Genomic DNA, 17733 nt, shown 5'->3' with positions numbered 1-17733 from the left:
CCCGATAGCAGTGTGTCAGTAGGCATATCAGTGACTGACACACCGCTATCGGGAGCAAGCCCCCTCCCACAGGGGATCTGTGGCAACAGCAGCAATCACAATAATAAAAGAGGCACATCACGTGACCACGCCAGACAACGGCTTTGCAGACATTACCCACCGCGAACTGGGCCTGAGGCGCCAGCTCACTTCGGGCCAGATGAGCATGATCGCCATCGGTGGCGCTATCGGTACCGGGCTGTTCATGGGCAGCGCCTACGCCATCGGCTATGCCGGGCCCAGCGTGTTGCTGAGCTATGCCATCGGGGCGTTGATTACCTTGATATTGATGGGCTGCCTGGCGGAGATGACGGTGGCCCATTCCACCTCCGGCTCCTTTGGTGCCTACGCCGAGTTCTACATCAGCCCCTTGGCCGGGTTCCTGGTGCGTTACGCCTACTGGGCGGCAATTGTGTTGGCGGTGGGGGCCGAGGTCACGGCGGTGGCGATGTACATGAAGTACTGGTTCGCCAACGTGCCGGAGTGGGTGTGGATCGTGTCGTTTTCCAGCGTGCTGATCCTGCTCAATGCGATCAGCGTGAAGACCTTCGGCACCTTCGAATACTGGTTTTCCACCATCAAGATCAGCGCCATTGTCGGCTTCATCATCTTGGCGGTGTACGTGGTGTTCGGCTCCGGCAATCCGGATTACGGCGTGCAGAACTACACGGCCCACGGCGGGTTTTTCCCCCATGGGTTAAGCGGTATGTGGGTGGCGGTAATCGTGTCGATCTTCAGCTATTTGAGCGTGGAAATGATCGCGGTGGCGGCCGGTGAAGCGGCCGACCCGGAGCGGGCGGTGAAGAAAGCCTTTCGCGCGACCATCGTGCGCCTGGTGGTGTTCTACCTGCTGACCCTGGCGCTGATGCTCGCCATCGTGCCGTGGAACCAGGCCGGCCAAGCCCAGAGCCCGTTCGTCACGGTGATGCAGACCATCGGCATTCCCGGCGCCACCGGGGTGATGAATTTCGTGATCCTGATCGCGGCGTTGTCGGCGATGAACAGCCAGCTCTACATCACCACACGCATGATGTTCAGCCTGTCCCGCGCGGGTTTTGCGCCCAAGTCCATGGGCGCGTTGAGCAAGAGCGGCATCCCGCTGAATGCCTTGCTGCTGTCCAGCTCCGGTATCGCCTTGGCGACCTTGCTCAACCTGGTGTACCCGGAAAGCTCGTTCACGCTGATGATGGCGATCTCGATGTTCGGCGCGATCTTCACCTGGTTCATGATCTTTCTCACGCACCTGTTTTTTCGGCGCTACCGCAAGCGCCACGGCGGGGCGAAGTTGTCTTTCGAGATGCGCCTGTTTCCCTACAGCACCCTGCTGGGGCTGTTGCTGATGGGCGCGGTGATGATCACCACGTATTTTACCGAGGCGTTCAAGATGACCCTGGTGTTTGGCGTGCCGTTCCTGCTGATCCTGAGCGCGGTGTACTACGGGTTTTTCCGCAAGGGCAGGGCCAAGGCATCGAACAAGGCCCTGGCATAACCCGGCAGCTGTTCGAACGAGCGTGCGCAGAGCAGCAAGTGGCGACAGGCCCAGTCCTCCTTGAGTGGCTGGGCCTTGATGCGAGCGTCCGGCGGCCAGCGGTCCAGGGCGGCCTTGGGCACGATGCCCAGGCCCGCGCCCCGGGCGACCATGCGAATCACCCCATCGAAACCCTCGGCGCGGATCCGCGTTTGCAGGCGAAACCCCGCATGCAGCGCCTGTTCCTCCAGGTACACCGCCAACGCACTGCTGGCGGCGAGGCCGACGTAGTCGTGTTGCAGGCTGTCGATGAAACTCACCGTGCCGGCTGCCAGCGGATGCTCCACGGGCATGATCAGCACCAGCGGATCGTCGTGAAAGGGCAGGGTTTGCAGGCCGGAGGTGTCCACCGCATCGGAAATGATCCCCAGGTCGGCCGTGCCTTGGCGCAGGGCTTGGGTGATGCGCAGGCTGGGCAGCTCCTGCAGGTCGATATCGAGATTGGGATGCGCGCACAGAAAGTCCGCCAATCGCTCCGGCAGGTATTCGCTCAGGGCCGTGGTATTGCACAGCAGGCGCACCTGGCCTTTGACGCCGTTGGCGTATTCAGCCAGGTCTTGTTGCAGATGCTCGGCCTGTTGCAGCAGCAGGCGGGCGTGGCGGCCCAGGGCTTTGCCGGCGGGTGTCGGGGTGACACCACGGCGGCCACGCTCCAGGCATTCGACGCCCAGTGAAGCCTCCATCGCCCGAATGCGGGCGCTGGCGGCAGCCAGGGATAAATGGCTGCGGGCGGCGCCGGCGGTGATGTTGCCGGCGTCCAGTATGTGCAGGTAGAGGCGCAGGTCGATCAGGTCAAAGTGCATGGCTCAAGATTTCCTCTGCCTCATCCAAAACAAGAGGCTGCCTCAGTATATGGCGAATTTCCAACGGTTCATCCACACCGCACACTTACGTCATGACGACTTTATTGGCTTTCTACCAAACCCTCGGCCCGGCCCTGACGGTGCTGGTAATCGGCACTTTCCTGCTGGCTGGCACGGTGAAGGGCGTGATCGGCCTTGGCCTACCCACCGTGGCCATGGGCATGCTCGGCCTGGCTATGTTGCCGGCACAGGCTGCGGCGTTACTGATCATCCCTTCGACGGTCACCAACCTCTGGCAACTGGCGCTGGGCGGTCACCTGGGCACCTTGCTCAAGCGCCTGTGGCCGATGCTGTTGCTGATTTTCCTCGGTGCCGGGCTGGGCACGCTGTGGCTGGGCATGGACGCCGGGGCGTGGATGGTGCGCGCGTTGGGCGGGGCGTTGTTGCTGTATGCGGTGAGTGGATTATGCCTGCCCACTTTCCAGGTCGGGCCGCGAACCGAGCGCTGGTTGGGCCCGTTGTGTGGGCTGATCACGGGCTTCATTACCTCAGTCACCGGCGTGTTTGTGATTCCTGCGGTGCCGTATCTGCAAGCATTAGGTTTGGGCCGTGATCAGCTGGTGCAGGCGCTGGGGCTGTCGTTCAGCGTGTCGACCCTGGCGTTGGCCGCCGGGCTGGCCTGGCGCGGTGCGCTCGGTGGTGGTGAAGTCGGTGCGTCGTTGTTGGCGCTGGTGCCGGCCTTGCTGGGAATGTGGCTGGGCCAGGCGCTACGCCAGCGCATCAGTGCGCTATGGTTCAAGCGGGTTTTTTTCACCGGCATGGCGCTGTTGGGAGGCCATTTGTTGCTGAGTGGTCAATAATGAGCCCGAGCCCATAACCAGGACCGCCCGTGAAAGCCCGATCCGATGAACTGCAGATATTTGTCAGCGTGATTGAATGCGGCTCGATTTCCGCCGCCGCCGAGCAGGTCGGGCAGACGCCATCGGCGGTCAGTCGCACCTTGTCGCGCCTGGAAGCCAAGCTCGATACCACCCTGATCAACCGCACCACGCGGCGCATGGACCTGACCGAGGAGGGCCGGTATTTCTTCGAGCAGGCCAAGGTGATCCTGGCGCAGATGCAGGCGCTGGAAGAACGCCTGTCGTCACGCCAGAAAAAACCGGCTGGGCGGCTGCGCATCAATGCGGCGGTGCCGTTCATGCTGCATGGGATCCTGCCGTACGTCGGCGAGTTTCGTGATCTGTACCCAGACATCCAGTTGGAGCTCAACAGCGACGACGTGATCATCGACCTGCTGGAGCAAAGCACCGACATCGCCATTCGTATCGGCACCCTGGCCGACTCGACCCTGCATGCCCGCGCGCTGGGCAACACGCCGCTGCACATCCTGGCCAGCGCCGACTACCTCAAGCAACACGGCACACCGAGCACCGTCGCCGACTTGGCCGAGCATACCTTGCTGGGCTTCACCCAGACCGACACCCTCAACCATTGGCCGCTGCGCCATGGCGAGGGCGACCGCTGGCTGATCCAGCCGGGCATTGCCGCGTCCAGCGGTGAAACCGTGCGCCACCTGGCTTTGCAGGGGCAGGGCATTTGTTGCCTGTCCAACTTCATGACCCACGAAGACATCGAGGCCGGGCGCCTGGTACCGCTGCTGGAAGCATTCAATAGTGGCTATCGCCAGCCGATCCATGCGGTGTATTACCGCAATTCGCAACTGGCGTTGCGTATCCAGTGTTTCCTGGATTTCATCCAGGCCAAGCTGGCACGTTATGCGGTGTGATTCGTGACTGGCGCGCAAGAGTGAATTGGCCTGTACGGGGTTATTCGACGCCAGGGCGTGCTTGATACTGGGGTCATCACTTACCCAGTCAGGAGCACTCTCCATGAATGTATTCGTTACCGGCGCAGCCGGTTTTATCGGCGGCTCCATCGCCACCGGCCTGGTCAAGGCCGGCCACGCCGTCACCGGCCTGGTGCGTAGCGCCGAGCAAGCCGCGCAAATGACGGCACTGGGCATCACTCCAATGATCGGCACCCTGGATGACGCCGCTGTATTGACCGAGCAGGCGCAGCACGCCGATGCGGTGATCAATGCCGCCAGCAGCGACCACCGTGCGGCTGTCGAAACCCTGCTGGGTGCCTTGAAAGGCTCCAACAAGGTGTTCCTGCACACCAGCGGTTCGAGCATCGTTGGCGATGCGTCGGGCGGCAAGGCCAGTGAGGTCATTTACGTTGAGGACAACCTGCCGGAGCCGACCGTCGACAAGGCCGCTCGCGTGGCGATCGATAACCTGATCCTGGCCGCTGCCCAGGAAGGTGTGAATTCGGCGGTGATCTGTAACACCCTGATCTATGGTCACAGCCTGGGCGTGAAGCGTGACAGCGTGCAATTGCCACGCTTGCTCAAGCAGGCCCGCAAGAGTGGAATCGTGCGCCACGTGGGACCGGGGCAGAACATCTGGTCCAACGTGCATATCGAAGACGTGGTCGCGCTGTACCTGCTGGCGCTGACGAAAAATGTGCCGGGCACGTTCTACTTCGTGGAAAGCGGCGAAGCCTCGTTTATCGACATGACCACGGCCATCGCGCAAGCGCTTGAACTGGGCGAACCGCAGGACTGGCCGCTGGCCGAGGCTGAGGCCGAGTGGGGTTATGAAATGGCCAACTACGGCCTGGGCTCCAACAGCCGGGTGCGCGGCAAGCATGCCCGTGAGCTGCTGGGCTGGGCGCCGAAGCGTACCTCGGTGGTGGAGTGGATTCGCCACGAGATGGTGTGATGTTCGCTTGATATTGAGGTGAGGCTATCGGGGGCAAGCCCTAATGCCGGTCAGTTAAGAAGTAGCAGGAGCGAGAACTAACTTGTGGCGAGGGAGCTTGCTCCCGCTGGGGCGCGAAGCGGCCCCAAACAATGGGACTGCTGCGCAGTCCAGCGGGAGCAAGCTCCCTCGCCACAGGTTCGGTGTCGCCTTAACTGACTGGCATTAGGGCAAGCCCCCTCCCACACTAGACCGCGTCGCACCGGCTGTGCTCGGTCAAATGTGGGAGGGGGCTTGCTCCCGATTGGCCGCGCCTCGGTCCCGAAGGCTAGCCCCGCGCCGCTCAATTCCGTACCATTCCTCGCCTCTTCCCCCGCAACTCCCTGGTATTCCATGAAGCTCACCCGTCTGCGCGCCGATGCCCTGGCCGGCCTCACCACGTCATTTGCCTTGCTGCCCGAATGCATCGCCTTTGCCTTGGTGGCCCATCTCAACCCGTTGATGGGGCTTTACGGCGCTTTCATCATTTGCACCCTCACCGCATTGTTCGGTGGTCGCCCCGGTATGGTGTCGGGGGCAGCCGGTTCGATGGCGGTGGTGATCGTGGCGCTGGTGGTGCAACACGGCGTGGAATATTTGCTGGCGACGGTGCTGCTGGGCGGGTTGATCATGGTCGCTTTCGGCCTGTTGCGCCTGGGCAAGCTGGTGCGCATGGTGCCGCACCCGGTGATGCTGGGGTTCGTCAACGGCCTGGCGATTATCATTGCGCTGGCGCAGTTGGAGCACTTCAAGAACGGTGAAACCTGGCTCAGCGGTACGCCGTTGTACATGATGGCCGGGCTGGTCGTGGTGACCATGGCCATCGTCTACCTGCTGCCACGCCTGACCCGCGCCGTACCACCGGCCCTGGTGGCGATCCTCGGCGTGGGCCTGGCGGTGTACCTGCTCGGCCTGCCCACCCGCACCCTGGGCGATATGGCGCACATCGCGGGTGGCCTGCCGACCTTCGCCCTACCGCAGATTCCCTTGACCTTGGAAACCCTCGGCATCATCGCGCCGTATGCGTTCCTGATGGCCATGGTCGGTCTGCTGGAAACCCTGCTGACGCTCAACCTCACCGACGAGATCACCGAAACCCGTGGCTACCCCGACCGCGAAAGCGTGGCCCTGGGCGCGGCGAATATGGTCTCGGGCCTGTTCGGCGGCATGGGCGGATGCGCGATGATCGGGCAAACCGTGATCAACCTCAGTTCCGGCGGGCGTGGACGTTTCTCCGGGGTGTTCGCCGGGGTGATGATCCTGCTGTTCATTCTGTTTCTGTCGCCGCTGATCGAGCGGATTCCGCTGGCGGCCCTGGTGGGGGTGATGTTCGTGGTGTCCCAGCAGACCTTTGCCTGGGCGTCGTTGCGGGTGATCAACAAGGTGCCGCTCAATGACGTGCTGGTGATCATGGCGGTGACGGTCATCACCGTGTTCACTGACCTGGCGACCGCAGTGCTGTGCGGCATCGTGATCGCGGCGCTGAACTTCGCCTGGCAACAGGCCCGTGAGCTGTATGCCGATGAACACCTGGAAGCTGACGGCAGCAAACTTTACCGTCTGCACGGCACGTTGTTCTTTGCCTCGACCACTCCGTTCCTGAATCAGTTCGACCCAGCCAACGACCCGGCCCAGGTGACGCTAGATTGCCGGCACCTGAGCTTCGTCGATTATTCAGCGATTGCCGCGCTGATGACCTTGCGCGAGCGCTACCGCAAGGCGGGCAAGCATGTGCGCGTGCTGCATTTGTCGGAGCGCTGCAAGAAGCTGCTCAAGCGGGCGAAGGTTCATCACGACTAGGGTTACGGGCCGACCAGGTCTTCCAGTTCCTGGGCGCGGGTCTGGGTCATGTCCAGCACGCAGCCGGAGCCGTTGACTTGGTCGATGGTGCCGCCGGTGGCACTGCCGGCAAAGGCGCAATTGGCGTCACGGTATTTGATCCACAGGCGCTGCAGGTCCTGCAACTGGTCCTTGCGGTTGCCTTCCTGAGCGGCCAGCGCGGTCTTGTAAGCCTTGTTCAGCCGGGCATCCTGCACCTTGGCCTCCTTGACGTTGCAACCGACCATCTCGGCGGTGGTGTTGGCGCCGTCCATGCATTTTTTCAGCGCCGGGTTATCGGCGGCGGCGGCGCTGCCGCACAGGGTAATCAGCAGGGCGGCTAGTGTGATACGCATCATGTTCAGTTCCTGGCAGCAGTGGATGTGCATTCTATGACTCAACCGCGTGGGTTGAGTTTCCAGCCTTTTCTGATCCTCATGTAAGAACACTCCTCGAATTTTCATACGACAGTGTCGGGCATATCCCACCGCGACAGCGCTTATCCCTAGGCGAAAATTACTTTCATATAATTTGAAAATCCTCCTCGGTAATGATTTATGAGTTTCACAACCTATTCGACGTGACCCTTTCCGAGGAGTACCGCATGGCCGCATCACCGGGCTTCGGGCTATTGGCATACGCTGCCATCGCCATCATTGCTTTGATCGTGCTGATTGCACGTTACCGACTCAACCCGTTTATCGTTATCACGCTGGTGTCCATTGGCCTGGCGCTGATGGCCGGGATGCCGGCGGACACCATCATGGGCTCGTACGAAGCGGGGGTCGGCAAGACCCTGGGGCATATCGCTTTGGTGGTGGCGCTGGGCACCATGCTCGGCAAGATGATGGCCGAGTCCGGTGGCGCCGAGCAGGTGGCGCGCACGTTGATCAACCGTTTCGGCGAACGCAATGCCCACTGGGCCATGGTCTGCATCGCGTTTCTGGTGGGGCTGCCGCTGTTTTTCGAGGTGGGCTTCGTGTTGCTGGTGCCGATCGCCTTTACCGTGGCGCGGCGCGTGGGCGTGTCGATCCTGATGGTCGGCCTGCCGATGGTCGCCGGCCTGTCGGTGGTGCATGCGCTGGTGCCGCCGCACCCGGCGGCGATGATGGCGGTGCTGGCGTATAACGCCTCGGTCGGGCAGACCGTGCTGTATGCGATTCTGGTCGGTGTTCCTACGGCGATCATCGCCGGTCCGGTGTATGCCAAGTTCATCGTGCCGCGCATTCACCTGCCGGCGGAAAACCCGCTGGAACGCCAGTTTATCGAGCGTGAACCGCGTACCCGTCTGCCGAGCTTCGCGCTGACCATGGGCACTATCCTGTTGCCGGTGGTGCTGATGATGATTGGCGGCTGGGCCAATGTGATTTCCACGCCGGGCACCGGCTTCAACCAGTTCCTTTTATTCATCGGCAACTCGGTGATCGCGCTGCTCGTGGCGACCCTGGTGAGTTTCTGGACCCTGGGGCTGGCCCAGGGCTTCAACCGTGAGTCGATCCTCAAGTTCACCAATGAATGCCTGGCGCCGACGGCGAGCATCACCCTACTGGTGGGCGCGGGCGGTGGCTTGAATCGCATCCTGGTGGACGCCGGTGTCACCCACGAAATCCTTGGCCTGGCCAATGCGTTCCAGCTGTCGCCGCTGGTGATGGGCTGGTTGTTCGCCGCGCTGATGCGGATCGCCACGGGCTCGGCCACGGTGGCGATGACCACGGCGTCCGGCGTGGTCGCGCCGGTTGCCTTGGGCCTGGGTTATCCACACCCGGAATTGCTGGTACTGGCGACCGGTGCGGGTTCGGTGATTTTTTCCCACGTCAACGACGGCGGCTTCTGGCTGATCAAGGAATACTTCAATATGACGGTGATCCAGACCTTCAAGACCTGGACCGTGCTGGAGACGTTGATTTCGGTGGTTGCCTTCGCTCTCACCTACGGCCTGTCTCTGGTTTTATGAGCCGCATCCTGTCACTCGGAGCCCCATGGACATCCTCTACCAGATCCGCGCCCGCCAGGCTTCCTTCAGCGCCGGCGAAGGGCGTATCGCCAGGCTGCTGCTCGATGACGTGGGCTTTGCCGCGTCGGCCAGCCTGGAAGCGTTGTCGCAACGGGCCGAGGTCAGTACGGCCACCTTGTCGCGCTTTGCCCGCAGTGTCGGTTGCCGCGACTTGCGTGACCTGCGCCTGCAACTGGCCCAGGCCAGCGGCGTGGGCAGCCGCTTTCTCGACCCGGCGGGGTTGCCGGAACAGTCGGCGTTTCATCGGCAGATTCTGGGTGATATCGAAGCGACGCTGCGCCAGCACCTGTCGGGGTTCAATCAAGACAGCTTTGTCAATGCGGTGAGCCTGTTGGGTAAGGCGCGGATGATCCACGCGTTTGGCATGGGCGGCCCGTCGAGCCTGTGCAGCGATGAGTTACAGGTGCGCCTGGTACGCCTGGGCTATCCGATTGCAGCCTGCCATGACCCGGTGATGATGCGCGTGACCGCCGCGACCCTGGGGCCGGAACACGCGTTGATTGTGTGCTCGCTGACCGGCCTTACGCCCGAGCTGTTGGATGTGGTGACGCTGGCGCGCAACTACGACGCGCGCATTGTCGCCATCACCCTGGCTGATTCCCCGCTGGCCGAGTTGGCGGATGTGCTGTTGCCACTGCAACCGGCTGAAACCAGTTTTATCTACAAACCCACGGCTGCGCGCTACGGCATGCTGCTGGCTATCGACCTGCTTGCCACCGAACTGGCGCTGGCCATGCCTGACGCCAACCAGGAGCGCCTGCGCCGGATCAAGCTGGCCCTGGATGACTATCGCGGCGGCCCCGACAGCCTGCCGCTTGGAGACTGATATGAAGTACGACACGCTGATTCGCCAGGCGCAGATCATTGATGGCAGCAACAGTGCAGGTTATGTCGCTGACGTGGGCGTACGTGATGGGCGCATCGAGGCGATCGGCGACTTGTCGACAGCGATGGCCGAGCAAGAAATCGACGCGACAGGCCGCGTATTGGCGCCGGGGTTTATCGACGTACACACCCACGATGACACGGTGGTTATCCGCCATCCGCAGATGCTGCCCAAACTCAGCCAGGGCGTGACCACGGTGATTGTCGGTAATTGCGGCATCAGCGCCTCACCGGTCAGCCTGCGCGGCAATCCGCCCGACCCGATGAACCTGCTGGGCAACGCCGACGCTTTTGCCTACCCGCGCTTTGTCGACTATCGCGCCGCCGTGGAACGCGCCCACCCTGCGGTCAACGTCGCCGCCCTGATCGGCCACACGGCACTGCGCAGCAATCATATGGACGACCTGCACCGCACGGCCACGGCCCCTGAAATCACAGGCATGCGCATGCAGTTGCAGGCGAGTCTGGAGGCCGGAGCCCTGGGTTTATCCACTGGCCTTGCCTACGCCAGCGCATTCAATGCAGACACCGACGAGGTGCTGCAACTGAGTGAAGAGCTGACGGCTTATGGCGCGGTGTACACCACTCACTTACGCAGTGAATTCGAGCCGGTACTGGAGGCAATGGACGAAGCGTTCCTGATCGGCCGGCACGCCAGGGCCCCGGTGATTATTTCCCACCTCAAGTGTGCTGGTGCGGGAAACTGGGGACGTAGCCCGCAACTGCTGGCGGCACTTGAAGCGGCGGCGAAAACCCATCCGGTAGGGTGTGATTGTTATCCCTATGCGGCCAGCTCTTCGACTCTGGACGTCAAGCAAGTCACCGATGCGTTCCGTATCACCATCACCTGGTCTACACCGCATCCTGAAATGGGCGGGCGTGACCTGCAGGACATTGCCGCCGACTGGGATATTTCGTTGATGGACGCAGCCCGCCGCCTGCAACCGGCGGGTGCGGTGTACTACGGGATGGATGAGGCGGATGTGCGGCGCATTTTGGCGCACCCCTTGTCGATGGTCGGGTCGGATGGGTTGCCTGAAGACCCGTTTCCCCATCCGCGCTTGTGGGGCGCGTTTCCCCGGGTGCTGGGGCATTTCAGCCGGGATGTCGGATTGTTCCCGTTGCACACCGCTGTGCACAAAATGACCGGGCTGTCGGCGGCGCGTTTTGGCCTGGCTGAGCGAGGCGAAATTCGTGAAGGGCACTGGGCTGACCTGGTGTTGTTCGACCCGTTACGCGTGCGGGATGTAGCGGACTTCAAAGAACCACAGCGGGCAGCCGAGGGCATTGATGGCGTGTGGGTCAACGGTGTGTTGAGCTACCGCGAAGGGCAGGCGACGGGGCAGCGCTCGGGTCGATTCCTGGCGCGCAACGGGGATTTGCGTCGGGGTTTTTCGCCTCTATAGTGGGGGCTTTCAAACAGGGAGCCATCGCGATGCACTTAGGAAAAGTCACCCCCATCCTGCGGATTTTCGACGAGGCCAAGGCGCTGGAATTCTATGTCGACTTTCTCGGGTTCAAGGTCGATTGGCAGCATCGTTTCGAGGCGGATTTTCCGTTGTACCTGCAGGTGTCGCTGGGCGAGTGCGTGCTGCATTTGTCCGAGCATCATGGCGATGCGTCGCCGGGCGCAGCGGTGCGTATCCAGGCGCAGGGGATAGACGCGTACCAGCAGCAATTGCAGGCCAAGGGCTACCGCTATGCCAAGCCTGGCGTGGAGGAAACACCTTGGGGCTCGCGGGAGATGAGTATCAAGGATCCGTTTGGGAATCGTGTGGTGTTTGTTGAGGAGGGTGAGAGCTGAGAGGTAAATCGCAGACAATAAAAAACCGCCTTAGTAGGGCGGTTTTTTTGCAATCCAGTGAGTGGCTGGATCGCGACCTCAAAGATGCATTGACCTGCAGGCGGATATTAACCTTGGTCTTATCATCACGCAAGATTGAACGGTGGCCAGTGCTCCTCGATTATCAAACTTCTCTCTCAGTCGAAAAATTCTGCAATAGATCCCACGAACAATACTGGATATTTGGCCACTGCTTGTCACACCTTCACGTGGAGTTTTGGGTAGTCTCTCCTTCGTTCTGCGTTTGTCGCTTTTGGGTGTGCCGGGTATGCGCGCGATTTTTTGGACCGACCGCCACGGGCTAGTAATCCGTGCCGGATTCAAGCGGAAGGCCCATCAACCCGGCCGCCTCAAAGATGCATTGACCTGCATCCAAAGGCCCACATGTTCCGGTAAGTGCGCTGGAGGTAAGGCCCAACTCACGGAGGGCCGAGTATGTCTAAGTTTGCACGACGTACATGGAACCTCGTAGTGAACTGCCTGCGTGCTTATCACGTATGGAAGTTTCTGCGGGACAGCTTCGATGACCGTTAAGGTTTGAGAAGTGAAGCCGCCTCGGTTAATCCCGAGGCGGTTTTTTTGATTTCTTACACCCGGAAATGACTGACCATCTGCTGCAACTGGCTACCCAAACGCGCCAATTCCACGCTCGACTTGGCCGTCTCGTCGCTCGCCGTTGCGGTCTGCTCCGACACGTCGCGCACGTTCACAATGCTGCGGCTGATCTCTTCGGCCACGGCGCTCTGCTCTTCGGCGGCGGCGGCGATCTGCTGGTTCATCGACTGGATATTCGACACGGTACGGGTGATGTTTTCCAGCGATACGCCAGCCTTGCGCGTCAGCTCGACGCTGCTGTCGGTGAGGCTGCGGCTGTTGTTCATCACGTTGGCCACTTGTTGGGTACCGTTCTGCAAGCCGGCCACCAGGCCTTCGATTTCCTCGGTGGATTTTTGCGTGCGCTGGGCCAGGCCACGTACTTCGTCGGCGACCACGGCGAACCCACGACCGGCTTCACCGGCGCGCGCAGCTTCAATCGCCGCGTTGAGTGCCAGCAGGTTGGTCTGTTCGGCCACGGCCTTGATCACATCCATCACGCTGCCGATCTTGTTGCTCTCTTGTTGCAGATGGGCCATGGCGTCGGTGGAGCGCGCCACTTCAGCCGCCAGGCGTTCGATCTGGGCGATGGCCTCGGCCACAACTTTATCGCCCGCGCGCGCTTGGCCGTCGGCATCGGCGGCGGCCAGTGAGGCCTGTTCGGCGTTGCGTGCCACTTCCTGCACGGTGGCGGTCATTTCATGCATCGCCGTAGCGACCTGGTCGGTCTCGATCTTCTGGCTGTTGACGCCGGCGCTGGTCTGCTCGGTCACCGCCGACAGTTCCTCAGCGGCGCTGGCGATCTGGGTCACGCCATCACGAATCCCGCTGATCAATTCGCGCAAGGTGGTGCCCATGCGCTGGATGCCTTGTTGCAGCACGCCCAGTTCGTCACGGCGAGTCACCTGGATGTTGTGGCTCAAGTCGCCCGAGGCGATGCGTTCGACCACCGCCAGGGTGTCTTGCAGCGGACGGGTGATCTGGCGAGTGATCACTAGCGCCGCGATGATGCCCACCAGCAGGGCGAGCAAGGTGCTGATCAATTGCAGGCTACGGGCCTGGGCACTTTCGGCGTCGCGACGTTCCAGCTGGATGTCGTACAGCTTGTCGCTGATCGTGACGATATCGGTGCCTTGGGTGGTCATCTCGGCACGGGCAGTGACGATGTTGGCGTTGGCGGCCTTGTAGCTCTGCACGGCACTGCGATAAGCACCGAGTGCGGTGTCCAGCGAAGCCAGCGCGGTTTGCTGGCTGCTGCCGAAGACGGCGTTGAGGCTTTTCAAACTCGCGATGGCTTTGTCGATTTGTGCAGCGGCGCGGGCTTCGTTTTCTGCGTTGACGGTGTTGGTGTAACCCCGCACTTCGTAGCGCGCCAGCATGAACTCTTCCTTGGCGTCGGTCACGGCCTGGAACTGTGCGAAACGCTCCGGGCTGTCGGGCATCTGCTGCACGCTGGTGTCCAGGGCGTTGATTTGTGCGTTGGCGATGTCGGCTTTGTCGCCCATGACCTGGCGCGCAGCGTTGCCGTTGCGATAGGCCTCGCGCATTTTGTTCAAGGACTGCTGATAGGCCGTGATGACGGCTTTCTGTTCATTGAGCAGCTTGAGGTTTTCCGGGCTCTTGAAGCTGTCCAGCAGTTTCTGTTGCTGGGCGGCGAAGGCGTCGAGGCTGGTCTGCACGTTCTGCGCCACGGCTTCGTCACCGTTGGCCAGCATGTATTGCAGGCGCACGATGCGCAGCTTGGTCAGCGAGGCATTGAGCTGGGTGATGTCGCTCATCCAGTTGCTGCGGTCGATCAAACCGCCCAGGCTGGTCCAGCCGGTGAGTGCCAGGATCGAGGTGAGGACCAGTACCAGGCCAAAGCCCAGGCCGAGTTTGAGGTTGACGCTGATGTTACCGAACCAGCTGTTCATCGAAAGCTCCTTGAGAGTGATGTCTGTCTGCTGGACGGGGTGTTGTTGTTTGAGCCAGCCAAGATGTGTAGGGCTGTATCGGCGGCAAAGGGCAATTCTGAAATACTTTTGTTGAGGGGCGACGAAGGGGCGCTATTACCGCGCAGCAATGGCGACCCTCCGGGCTCAGGACACAGTGGTAGGCACCACAGTTAGCCTCATGCACGAAGCGGCGGTGTGGTTCAGGTGCACGCTATTGTGGGCAACCCGAGGCCGGCTGGCCTGACCTGAAGGTTCGCCGCTGTTGGGGTTGACGTCAAAGCGCGGGAAATTGCTGCTGGCGATATCCAGGCGCAGCCGATGGCCGCGCTTGAACAGGTTGCAGGTAGCGAAGGGTTCGATCAGCACCTTGACCCGTTCGCCTGGCGTCAGGAGAGTGGGCTGCTCCCACGACGCTCGGTAACGGCAGCGGCGGATGCCGTCGGTGATATTCATGGCAAATCCATCGGGATAATCGACGCTGGGTGGATACACGTCCACCAGCTTGGCGGTGAAGTCGGTGTCGGGTGCATCGCTCTCGATCCACAGTTCGATTTGCACCTCACCGGCGACGATCAGGTCTTCGTCGAGTGGCTCGGTCTGGAAGCTCAAGACGTCATCACGCTGGGCCAGGGGGCGGTTATCACCTTGGGTGCCGAAAAAGTCGGGACGCTCCCGTTGATCGAAGGCTCCACCGACGAAGACGGGGGCGCCAGAGGTCAGCGCGCCGCCGATGGTCGGGACCGGGTGAGCCGGGTCGGCGCGATAACTCAAGCGGGCGTCTATCTCCACAGGTGCGGTGCGGCTCAACTGTCTGCATGCATTCAGGTAGAGGGTCAGTGTCTGGCTGCCGGGCAGTGGCCATTGCGTAGTGTGCAACCAGCGGCCGCCATGGTGCAGCCGCCCGTTTTCGTCGCGACGACCGCTGCCGCCCCCCATCAGAAACACCTGCACGCTGGCCGTCGTGGTGCGGGGCGACGGCTTCAGGGTTTGCTCGAACCAGGCCAGGCGACAACTGAGCCAGTCCTGATCGACCTGCCCATCGAAAGCGGCTTGCGGGCCGAACTCCACATCGCCGCTGTGGCTGATATTACGGTCGCCATGCAGCCACGGGCCCATCACCAGCCGTTGGCGGGCGGTACCGTTTTGTGTGAAGGCGCGGTAGTTGGCGAGGGTCGAGCTGACATAGGCGTCATACCAGCTGGACATGAACAGCACCGGAATATCGGGCAGTTGACCATAGTGGCCTTCAGCATAGATGCCGGACTTCTGCCAATACTCATCGAAGCGGCCCCGCGCCCACTGCTCCAGCACATAGGCTTCATATTCCGGGACATGGCGCAGTGGCGATTTCCCGGCTTGCCACGGCATGCGAGTGAACCACTGATAAATATCCTCCTGCTCCAGCGCTTCACGAATCAGCGGATCGGCCAGCGCCGCCGGGCTTTCCTTGGCCTGGCGAAAAGCCCAGGTTGCCTGCTTGAGTTCGAAGGCGCCGCCCTGGCGAATTCCGCACTGGTAGGCATTGGCGAAGCCGCCGCTGTCCAGCACCATGCTGCTCAGGCCAGGAGGGTGCAGGCAGGCCATCGCCAGTTGGGTGTGGGCAGCGTAGGACAAGCCCATGCTGCCGATCTCGCCGTTGCACCAGGGCTGTTGGACGATCCAGGCCAGGCTGTCGAAACCGTCGTTGCCCTCGGCGGTGTATTTGGTGAACGTGCCTTCGGAGGCGTAGCGCCCACGGCAGTCCTGGAAGATCGCGACGAAGCCTTGCTCGATAAACCGTCCGGCCATCTGCTCGCGGGAGATGTGCTGGCCGTCGAGCTGTTTTTCCGAGCGCGAGGGCTTGCTCTTGTCGTAGGGCGTGCGTTCGATCACCACCGGAAAAGGTCCATCACCTTCCTTCGGCAGATAAATATCGGTGGCCAGGTGGACGCCGTCACGCATCGCAATCATTTGGTTGCGCAGGACTTGCATGGCGATAACACTCATCGATTCAGTACCCGCTCGTCACCGCAATGGCCAGCAACACCATCGCCAGCACGGCGTAGATCAAGAATAAAGGCAGGATGAAACGCGCCCACTGGCCCCAGCCGACATTGGCGGTAGCCAACAGCACCAGCAAGCCGCTGGAAGTGGGGGTGATCATGTTGGTCAGGCCATTGCCCAGCAAAAATGCGAACACCGTGGTCTGTGGGCTGACCCCGGACAGTTGGCCCAAGGGGCCGAAAATCGGCATGGTCACGGCGGCCTGGCCCGAGGTGGACGGGATCAGCACATCCAGCCCCAGTTGTGCGAAGAACATTCCGTAAGCCGACACAATCGGGCCGTGATCGCCCACCAAGTTGGCCAGGCTGTTGACGATGGTGTCCAGTACCTGGCCGGTACTGAGGATAATTTCCACGGCGGTGGCCAGGCCGATCAGTACGCCGGCGATCAGCACCTTCTTCATCCCATCGACAAAGGCGCTGGCGGCAACGCTTGCACCGAGCCCGGCGATCACACTGAAGGCCACCGTCAGCAGTAAGTAGAACGCCGACAGCTCGTGGTATTTCCAGGCCCAGCGGTTGGAGGCGTAGACCAAAAAAGCGATGCCCGTCAGCAGCACGATCAGGTTGCCCAAGTGCCGCATGGGCAGCGGTGTGCTTTGGAATGTGATCTGCGCTGTGGCATCGAAACCGTGCTTGCGAATGCTCCACAGTACGAAGGCAATTCCCACCAGCAGGAACGTGCAGTAGGCCAACACGCGCATGCTCAGGCCGCTGAAGATCGGCAAGCCAACCATCGGCTGGGCGACGGACAGCGCCACAGGATTGGAGATTGAGGCCAGGTAGCCGATCTTCACCGAGATCGTGACAATGGCCAGGCCGATCAGGTTCGACAGCCCCAGCCGGTTAGCCATGGCAACCATCAAGGGCACGATCAGGATGAATTCCTTGGCCAGGCCCATGAAGGTACTCCCGGCGGAAAACACCAGCATCAGGCACGGCACCAATACGTAGATATTGCCCCGGGTCAGCCCCAGCATGCGTTCCAGCCCGGCATCGATCACCCCGGCCTTGTTCAGCACACCGAACATGCCGCCGATGAACAGCACCATGAAAATCAGCGCCGCACGTTTCTCGATGCCCTGGGGAATGGCCATGAAGCCTTCCGCCAGAGACACCGGACGTGCCACGGTGTCGAAGACTTTGCGTGGCTCCAGGGCGAACAGTTGGCTCAGGGAATCGTGTTTTTCCAGTACCTGATACGAGCCCGGCACCACCAGGCCATTCTGGCGCTGGAACGTGCCCGAATTCACGGCGTAGGTAAACGCCACCGCGAGCAGGACAATACTCAGCAAGATGATGGCGGGATTGATCTGTTTGCGTTGCGTGGTTTTCCCTACCGCTGCTTGGGTGGGGGTGCTCTGCGATTCACTCATGCTGGTGGCCCCGGCGTGCGCCGTTATTGTTATAGGGGTGACACGTGTGGGGCGGA

The 17733-nt window shown here is 61.6% G+C and carries 13 protein-coding genes and 2 pseudogenes; 9 read left to right on the top strand and 6 right to left on the bottom strand.

What is annotated here, in order from left to right:
- Positions 1 to 121: 121 nt before the first annotated feature.
- Positions 122 to 1528, top strand: a complete 1407-nt coding sequence (locus C4J86_RS22010) for an amino acid permease (RefSeq protein WP_124371834.1) — start codon at positions 122 to 124, stop codon at positions 1526 to 1528.
- On the opposite strand, the gene C4J86_RS22005 is transcribed toward C4J86_RS22010, so the two are convergent.
- The gene (locus tag C4J86_RS22005) at positions 1474 to 2370 is read right to left on the bottom strand and encodes a LysR substrate-binding domain-containing protein (RefSeq protein WP_124371833.1); all 897 of its coding nucleotides are present in this window, start codon (positions 2368 to 2370) and stop codon (positions 1474 to 1476) included. The two genes, C4J86_RS22010 and C4J86_RS22005, sit on opposite strands and share 55 nt — an antisense overlap.
- Positions 2371 to 2462: 92 nt before the next feature.
- Between C4J86_RS22005 and C4J86_RS22000 the strand changes: the two genes are divergently transcribed.
- From C4J86_RS22000 to C4J86_RS21985, 4 genes are all read left to right on the top strand, one after another.
- Positions 2463 to 3230, top strand: a complete 768-nt coding sequence (locus tag C4J86_RS22000; protein ID WP_124371832.1) for a sulfite exporter TauE/SafE family protein — start codon at positions 2463 to 2465, stop codon at positions 3228 to 3230.
- A 29-nt stretch (positions 3231 to 3259) separates the two neighbouring features.
- Complete coding sequence (locus tag C4J86_RS21995) at positions 3260 to 4156, top strand: LysR family transcriptional regulator (RefSeq protein ID WP_124371831.1); 897 nt, start codon at positions 3260 to 3262, stop codon at positions 4154 to 4156.
- 103 nt (positions 4157 to 4259) lie between these two features.
- Complete coding sequence (locus C4J86_RS21990) at positions 4260 to 5153, top strand: NAD-dependent epimerase/dehydratase family protein (RefSeq protein ID WP_124371830.1); 894 nt, start codon at positions 4260 to 4262, stop codon at positions 5151 to 5153.
- A 372-nt stretch (positions 5154 to 5525) separates the two neighbouring features.
- A complete protein-coding gene (locus C4J86_RS21985) occupies positions 5526 to 6971 on the top strand; it encodes a SulP family inorganic anion transporter (RefSeq protein WP_124371829.1) in 1446 nt (481 codons plus the stop codon).
- Positions 6972 to 6973: 2 nt separating this feature from the next.
- Here the strand turns inward: C4J86_RS21985 and C4J86_RS21980 are convergent, their stop codons facing one another.
- Positions 6974 to 7348 (bottom strand): lysozyme inhibitor LprI family protein, encoded by a 375-nt coding sequence (locus C4J86_RS21980; protein WP_124371828.1) that lies wholly within the window; start codon positions 7346 to 7348, stop codon positions 6974 to 6976.
- 245 nt (positions 7349 to 7593) lie between these two features.
- Between C4J86_RS21980 and C4J86_RS21975 the strand changes: the two genes are divergently transcribed.
- The 4 genes from C4J86_RS21975 to C4J86_RS21960 are packed head-to-tail and all read left to right on the top strand — an operon-like array spanning position 7594 to position 11692.
- Positions 7594 to 8943, top strand: a complete 1350-nt coding sequence (locus tag C4J86_RS21975; RefSeq protein ID WP_256657813.1) for a gluconate:H+ symporter — start codon at positions 7594 to 7596, stop codon at positions 8941 to 8943.
- Between the two features lie 25 nt (positions 8944 to 8968).
- Positions 8969 to 9829, top strand: coding sequence for a MurR/RpiR family transcriptional regulator (locus C4J86_RS21970; protein ID WP_124371826.1), 861 nt, complete (start codon positions 8969 to 8971; stop codon positions 9827 to 9829).
- 1 nt (position 9830) lies between these two features.
- A complete protein-coding gene (locus C4J86_RS21965; protein WP_124371825.1) occupies positions 9831 to 11294 on the top strand; it encodes an amidohydrolase family protein in 1464 nt (487 codons plus the stop codon).
- A 29-nt stretch (positions 11295 to 11323) separates the two neighbouring features.
- The gene (locus C4J86_RS21960) at positions 11324 to 11692 is read left to right on the top strand and encodes a glyoxalase superfamily protein (RefSeq protein WP_124371824.1); all 369 of its coding nucleotides are present in this window, start codon (positions 11324 to 11326) and stop codon (positions 11690 to 11692) included.
- A gap of 626 nt (positions 11693 to 12318) precedes the next feature.
- On the opposite strand, the pseudogene C4J86_RS27465 reads toward C4J86_RS21960, so the two are convergent.
- The 4 genes and pseudogenes from C4J86_RS27465 to C4J86_RS21945 form a co-directional block, all read right to left on the bottom strand.
- Positions 12319 to 12912: pseudogene (locus C4J86_RS27465) on the bottom strand (methyl-accepting chemotaxis protein); the annotation flags it as partial.
- A gap of 309 nt (positions 12913 to 13221) precedes the next feature.
- A pseudogene (locus C4J86_RS27460) lies at positions 13222 to 14238 on the bottom strand (methyl-accepting chemotaxis protein); the annotation flags it as partial.
- 165 nt (positions 14239 to 14403) lie between these two features.
- The gene (locus C4J86_RS21950; RefSeq protein WP_124372475.1) at positions 14404 to 16230 is read right to left on the bottom strand and encodes a CocE/NonD family hydrolase; all 1827 of its coding nucleotides are present in this window, start codon (positions 16228 to 16230) and stop codon (positions 14404 to 14406) included.
- Positions 16231 to 16249: 19 nt separating this feature from the next.
- Positions 16250 to 17677: a YfcC family protein gene (locus C4J86_RS21945; protein WP_124371822.1), complete on the bottom strand. Its 1428-nt coding sequence runs from the start codon at positions 17675 to 17677 to the stop codon at positions 16250 to 16252.
- Positions 17678 to 17733: the final 56 nt, after the last annotated feature.

Source organism: Pseudomonas sp. R2-7-07 (assembly GCF_003852355.1).
GTDB lineage: Bacteria > Pseudomonadota > Gammaproteobacteria > Pseudomonadales > Pseudomonadaceae > Aquipseudomonas.
The sequence above is the reverse complement of the archived record's forward strand: the minus strand, read 5'-3'. Positions and strand labels throughout refer to the sequence as shown.

Bases quoted from the DNA above. Each gene is read 5' to 3' on its own strand.
- C4J86_RS22005 (WP_124371833.1), bottom strand. From the start codon at position 2,370: ATGCACTTTGACCTGATCGACCTGCGCCTCTACCTGCACATACTGGAC.
- C4J86_RS22000 (WP_124371832.1), top strand. From the start codon at position 2,463: ATGACGACTTTATTGGCTTTCTACCAAACCCTCGGCCCGGCCCTGACG.
- C4J86_RS21990 (WP_124371830.1), top strand. From the start codon at position 4,260: ATGAATGTATTCGTTACCGGCGCAGCCGGTTTTATCGGCGGCTCCATC.
- C4J86_RS21985 (WP_124371829.1), top strand. From the start codon at position 5,526: ATGAAGCTCACCCGTCTGCGCGCCGATGCCCTGGCCGGCCTCACCACG.
- C4J86_RS21980 (WP_124371828.1), bottom strand. From the start codon at position 7,348: ATGATGCGTATCACACTAGCCGCCCTGCTGATTACCCTGTGCGGCAGC.
- C4J86_RS21975 (WP_256657813.1), top strand. From the start codon at position 7,594: ATGGCCGCATCACCGGGCTTCGGGCTATTGGCATACGCTGCCATCGCC.
- C4J86_RS21970 (WP_124371826.1), top strand. From the start codon at position 8,969: ATGGACATCCTCTACCAGATCCGCGCCCGCCAGGCTTCCTTCAGCGCC.
- C4J86_RS21965 (WP_124371825.1), top strand. From the start codon at position 9,831: ATGAAGTACGACACGCTGATTCGCCAGGCGCAGATCATTGATGGCAGC.
- C4J86_RS21960 (WP_124371824.1), top strand. From the start codon at position 11,324: ATGCACTTAGGAAAAGTCACCCCCATCCTGCGGATTTTCGACGAGGCC.
- C4J86_RS21950 (WP_124372475.1), bottom strand. From the start codon at position 16,230: ATGCAAGTCCTGCGCAACCAAATGATTGCGATGCGTGACGGCGTCCAC.
- C4J86_RS21945 (WP_124371822.1), bottom strand. From the start codon at position 17,677: ATGAGTGAATCGCAGAGCACCCCCACCCAAGCAGCGGTAGGGAAAACC.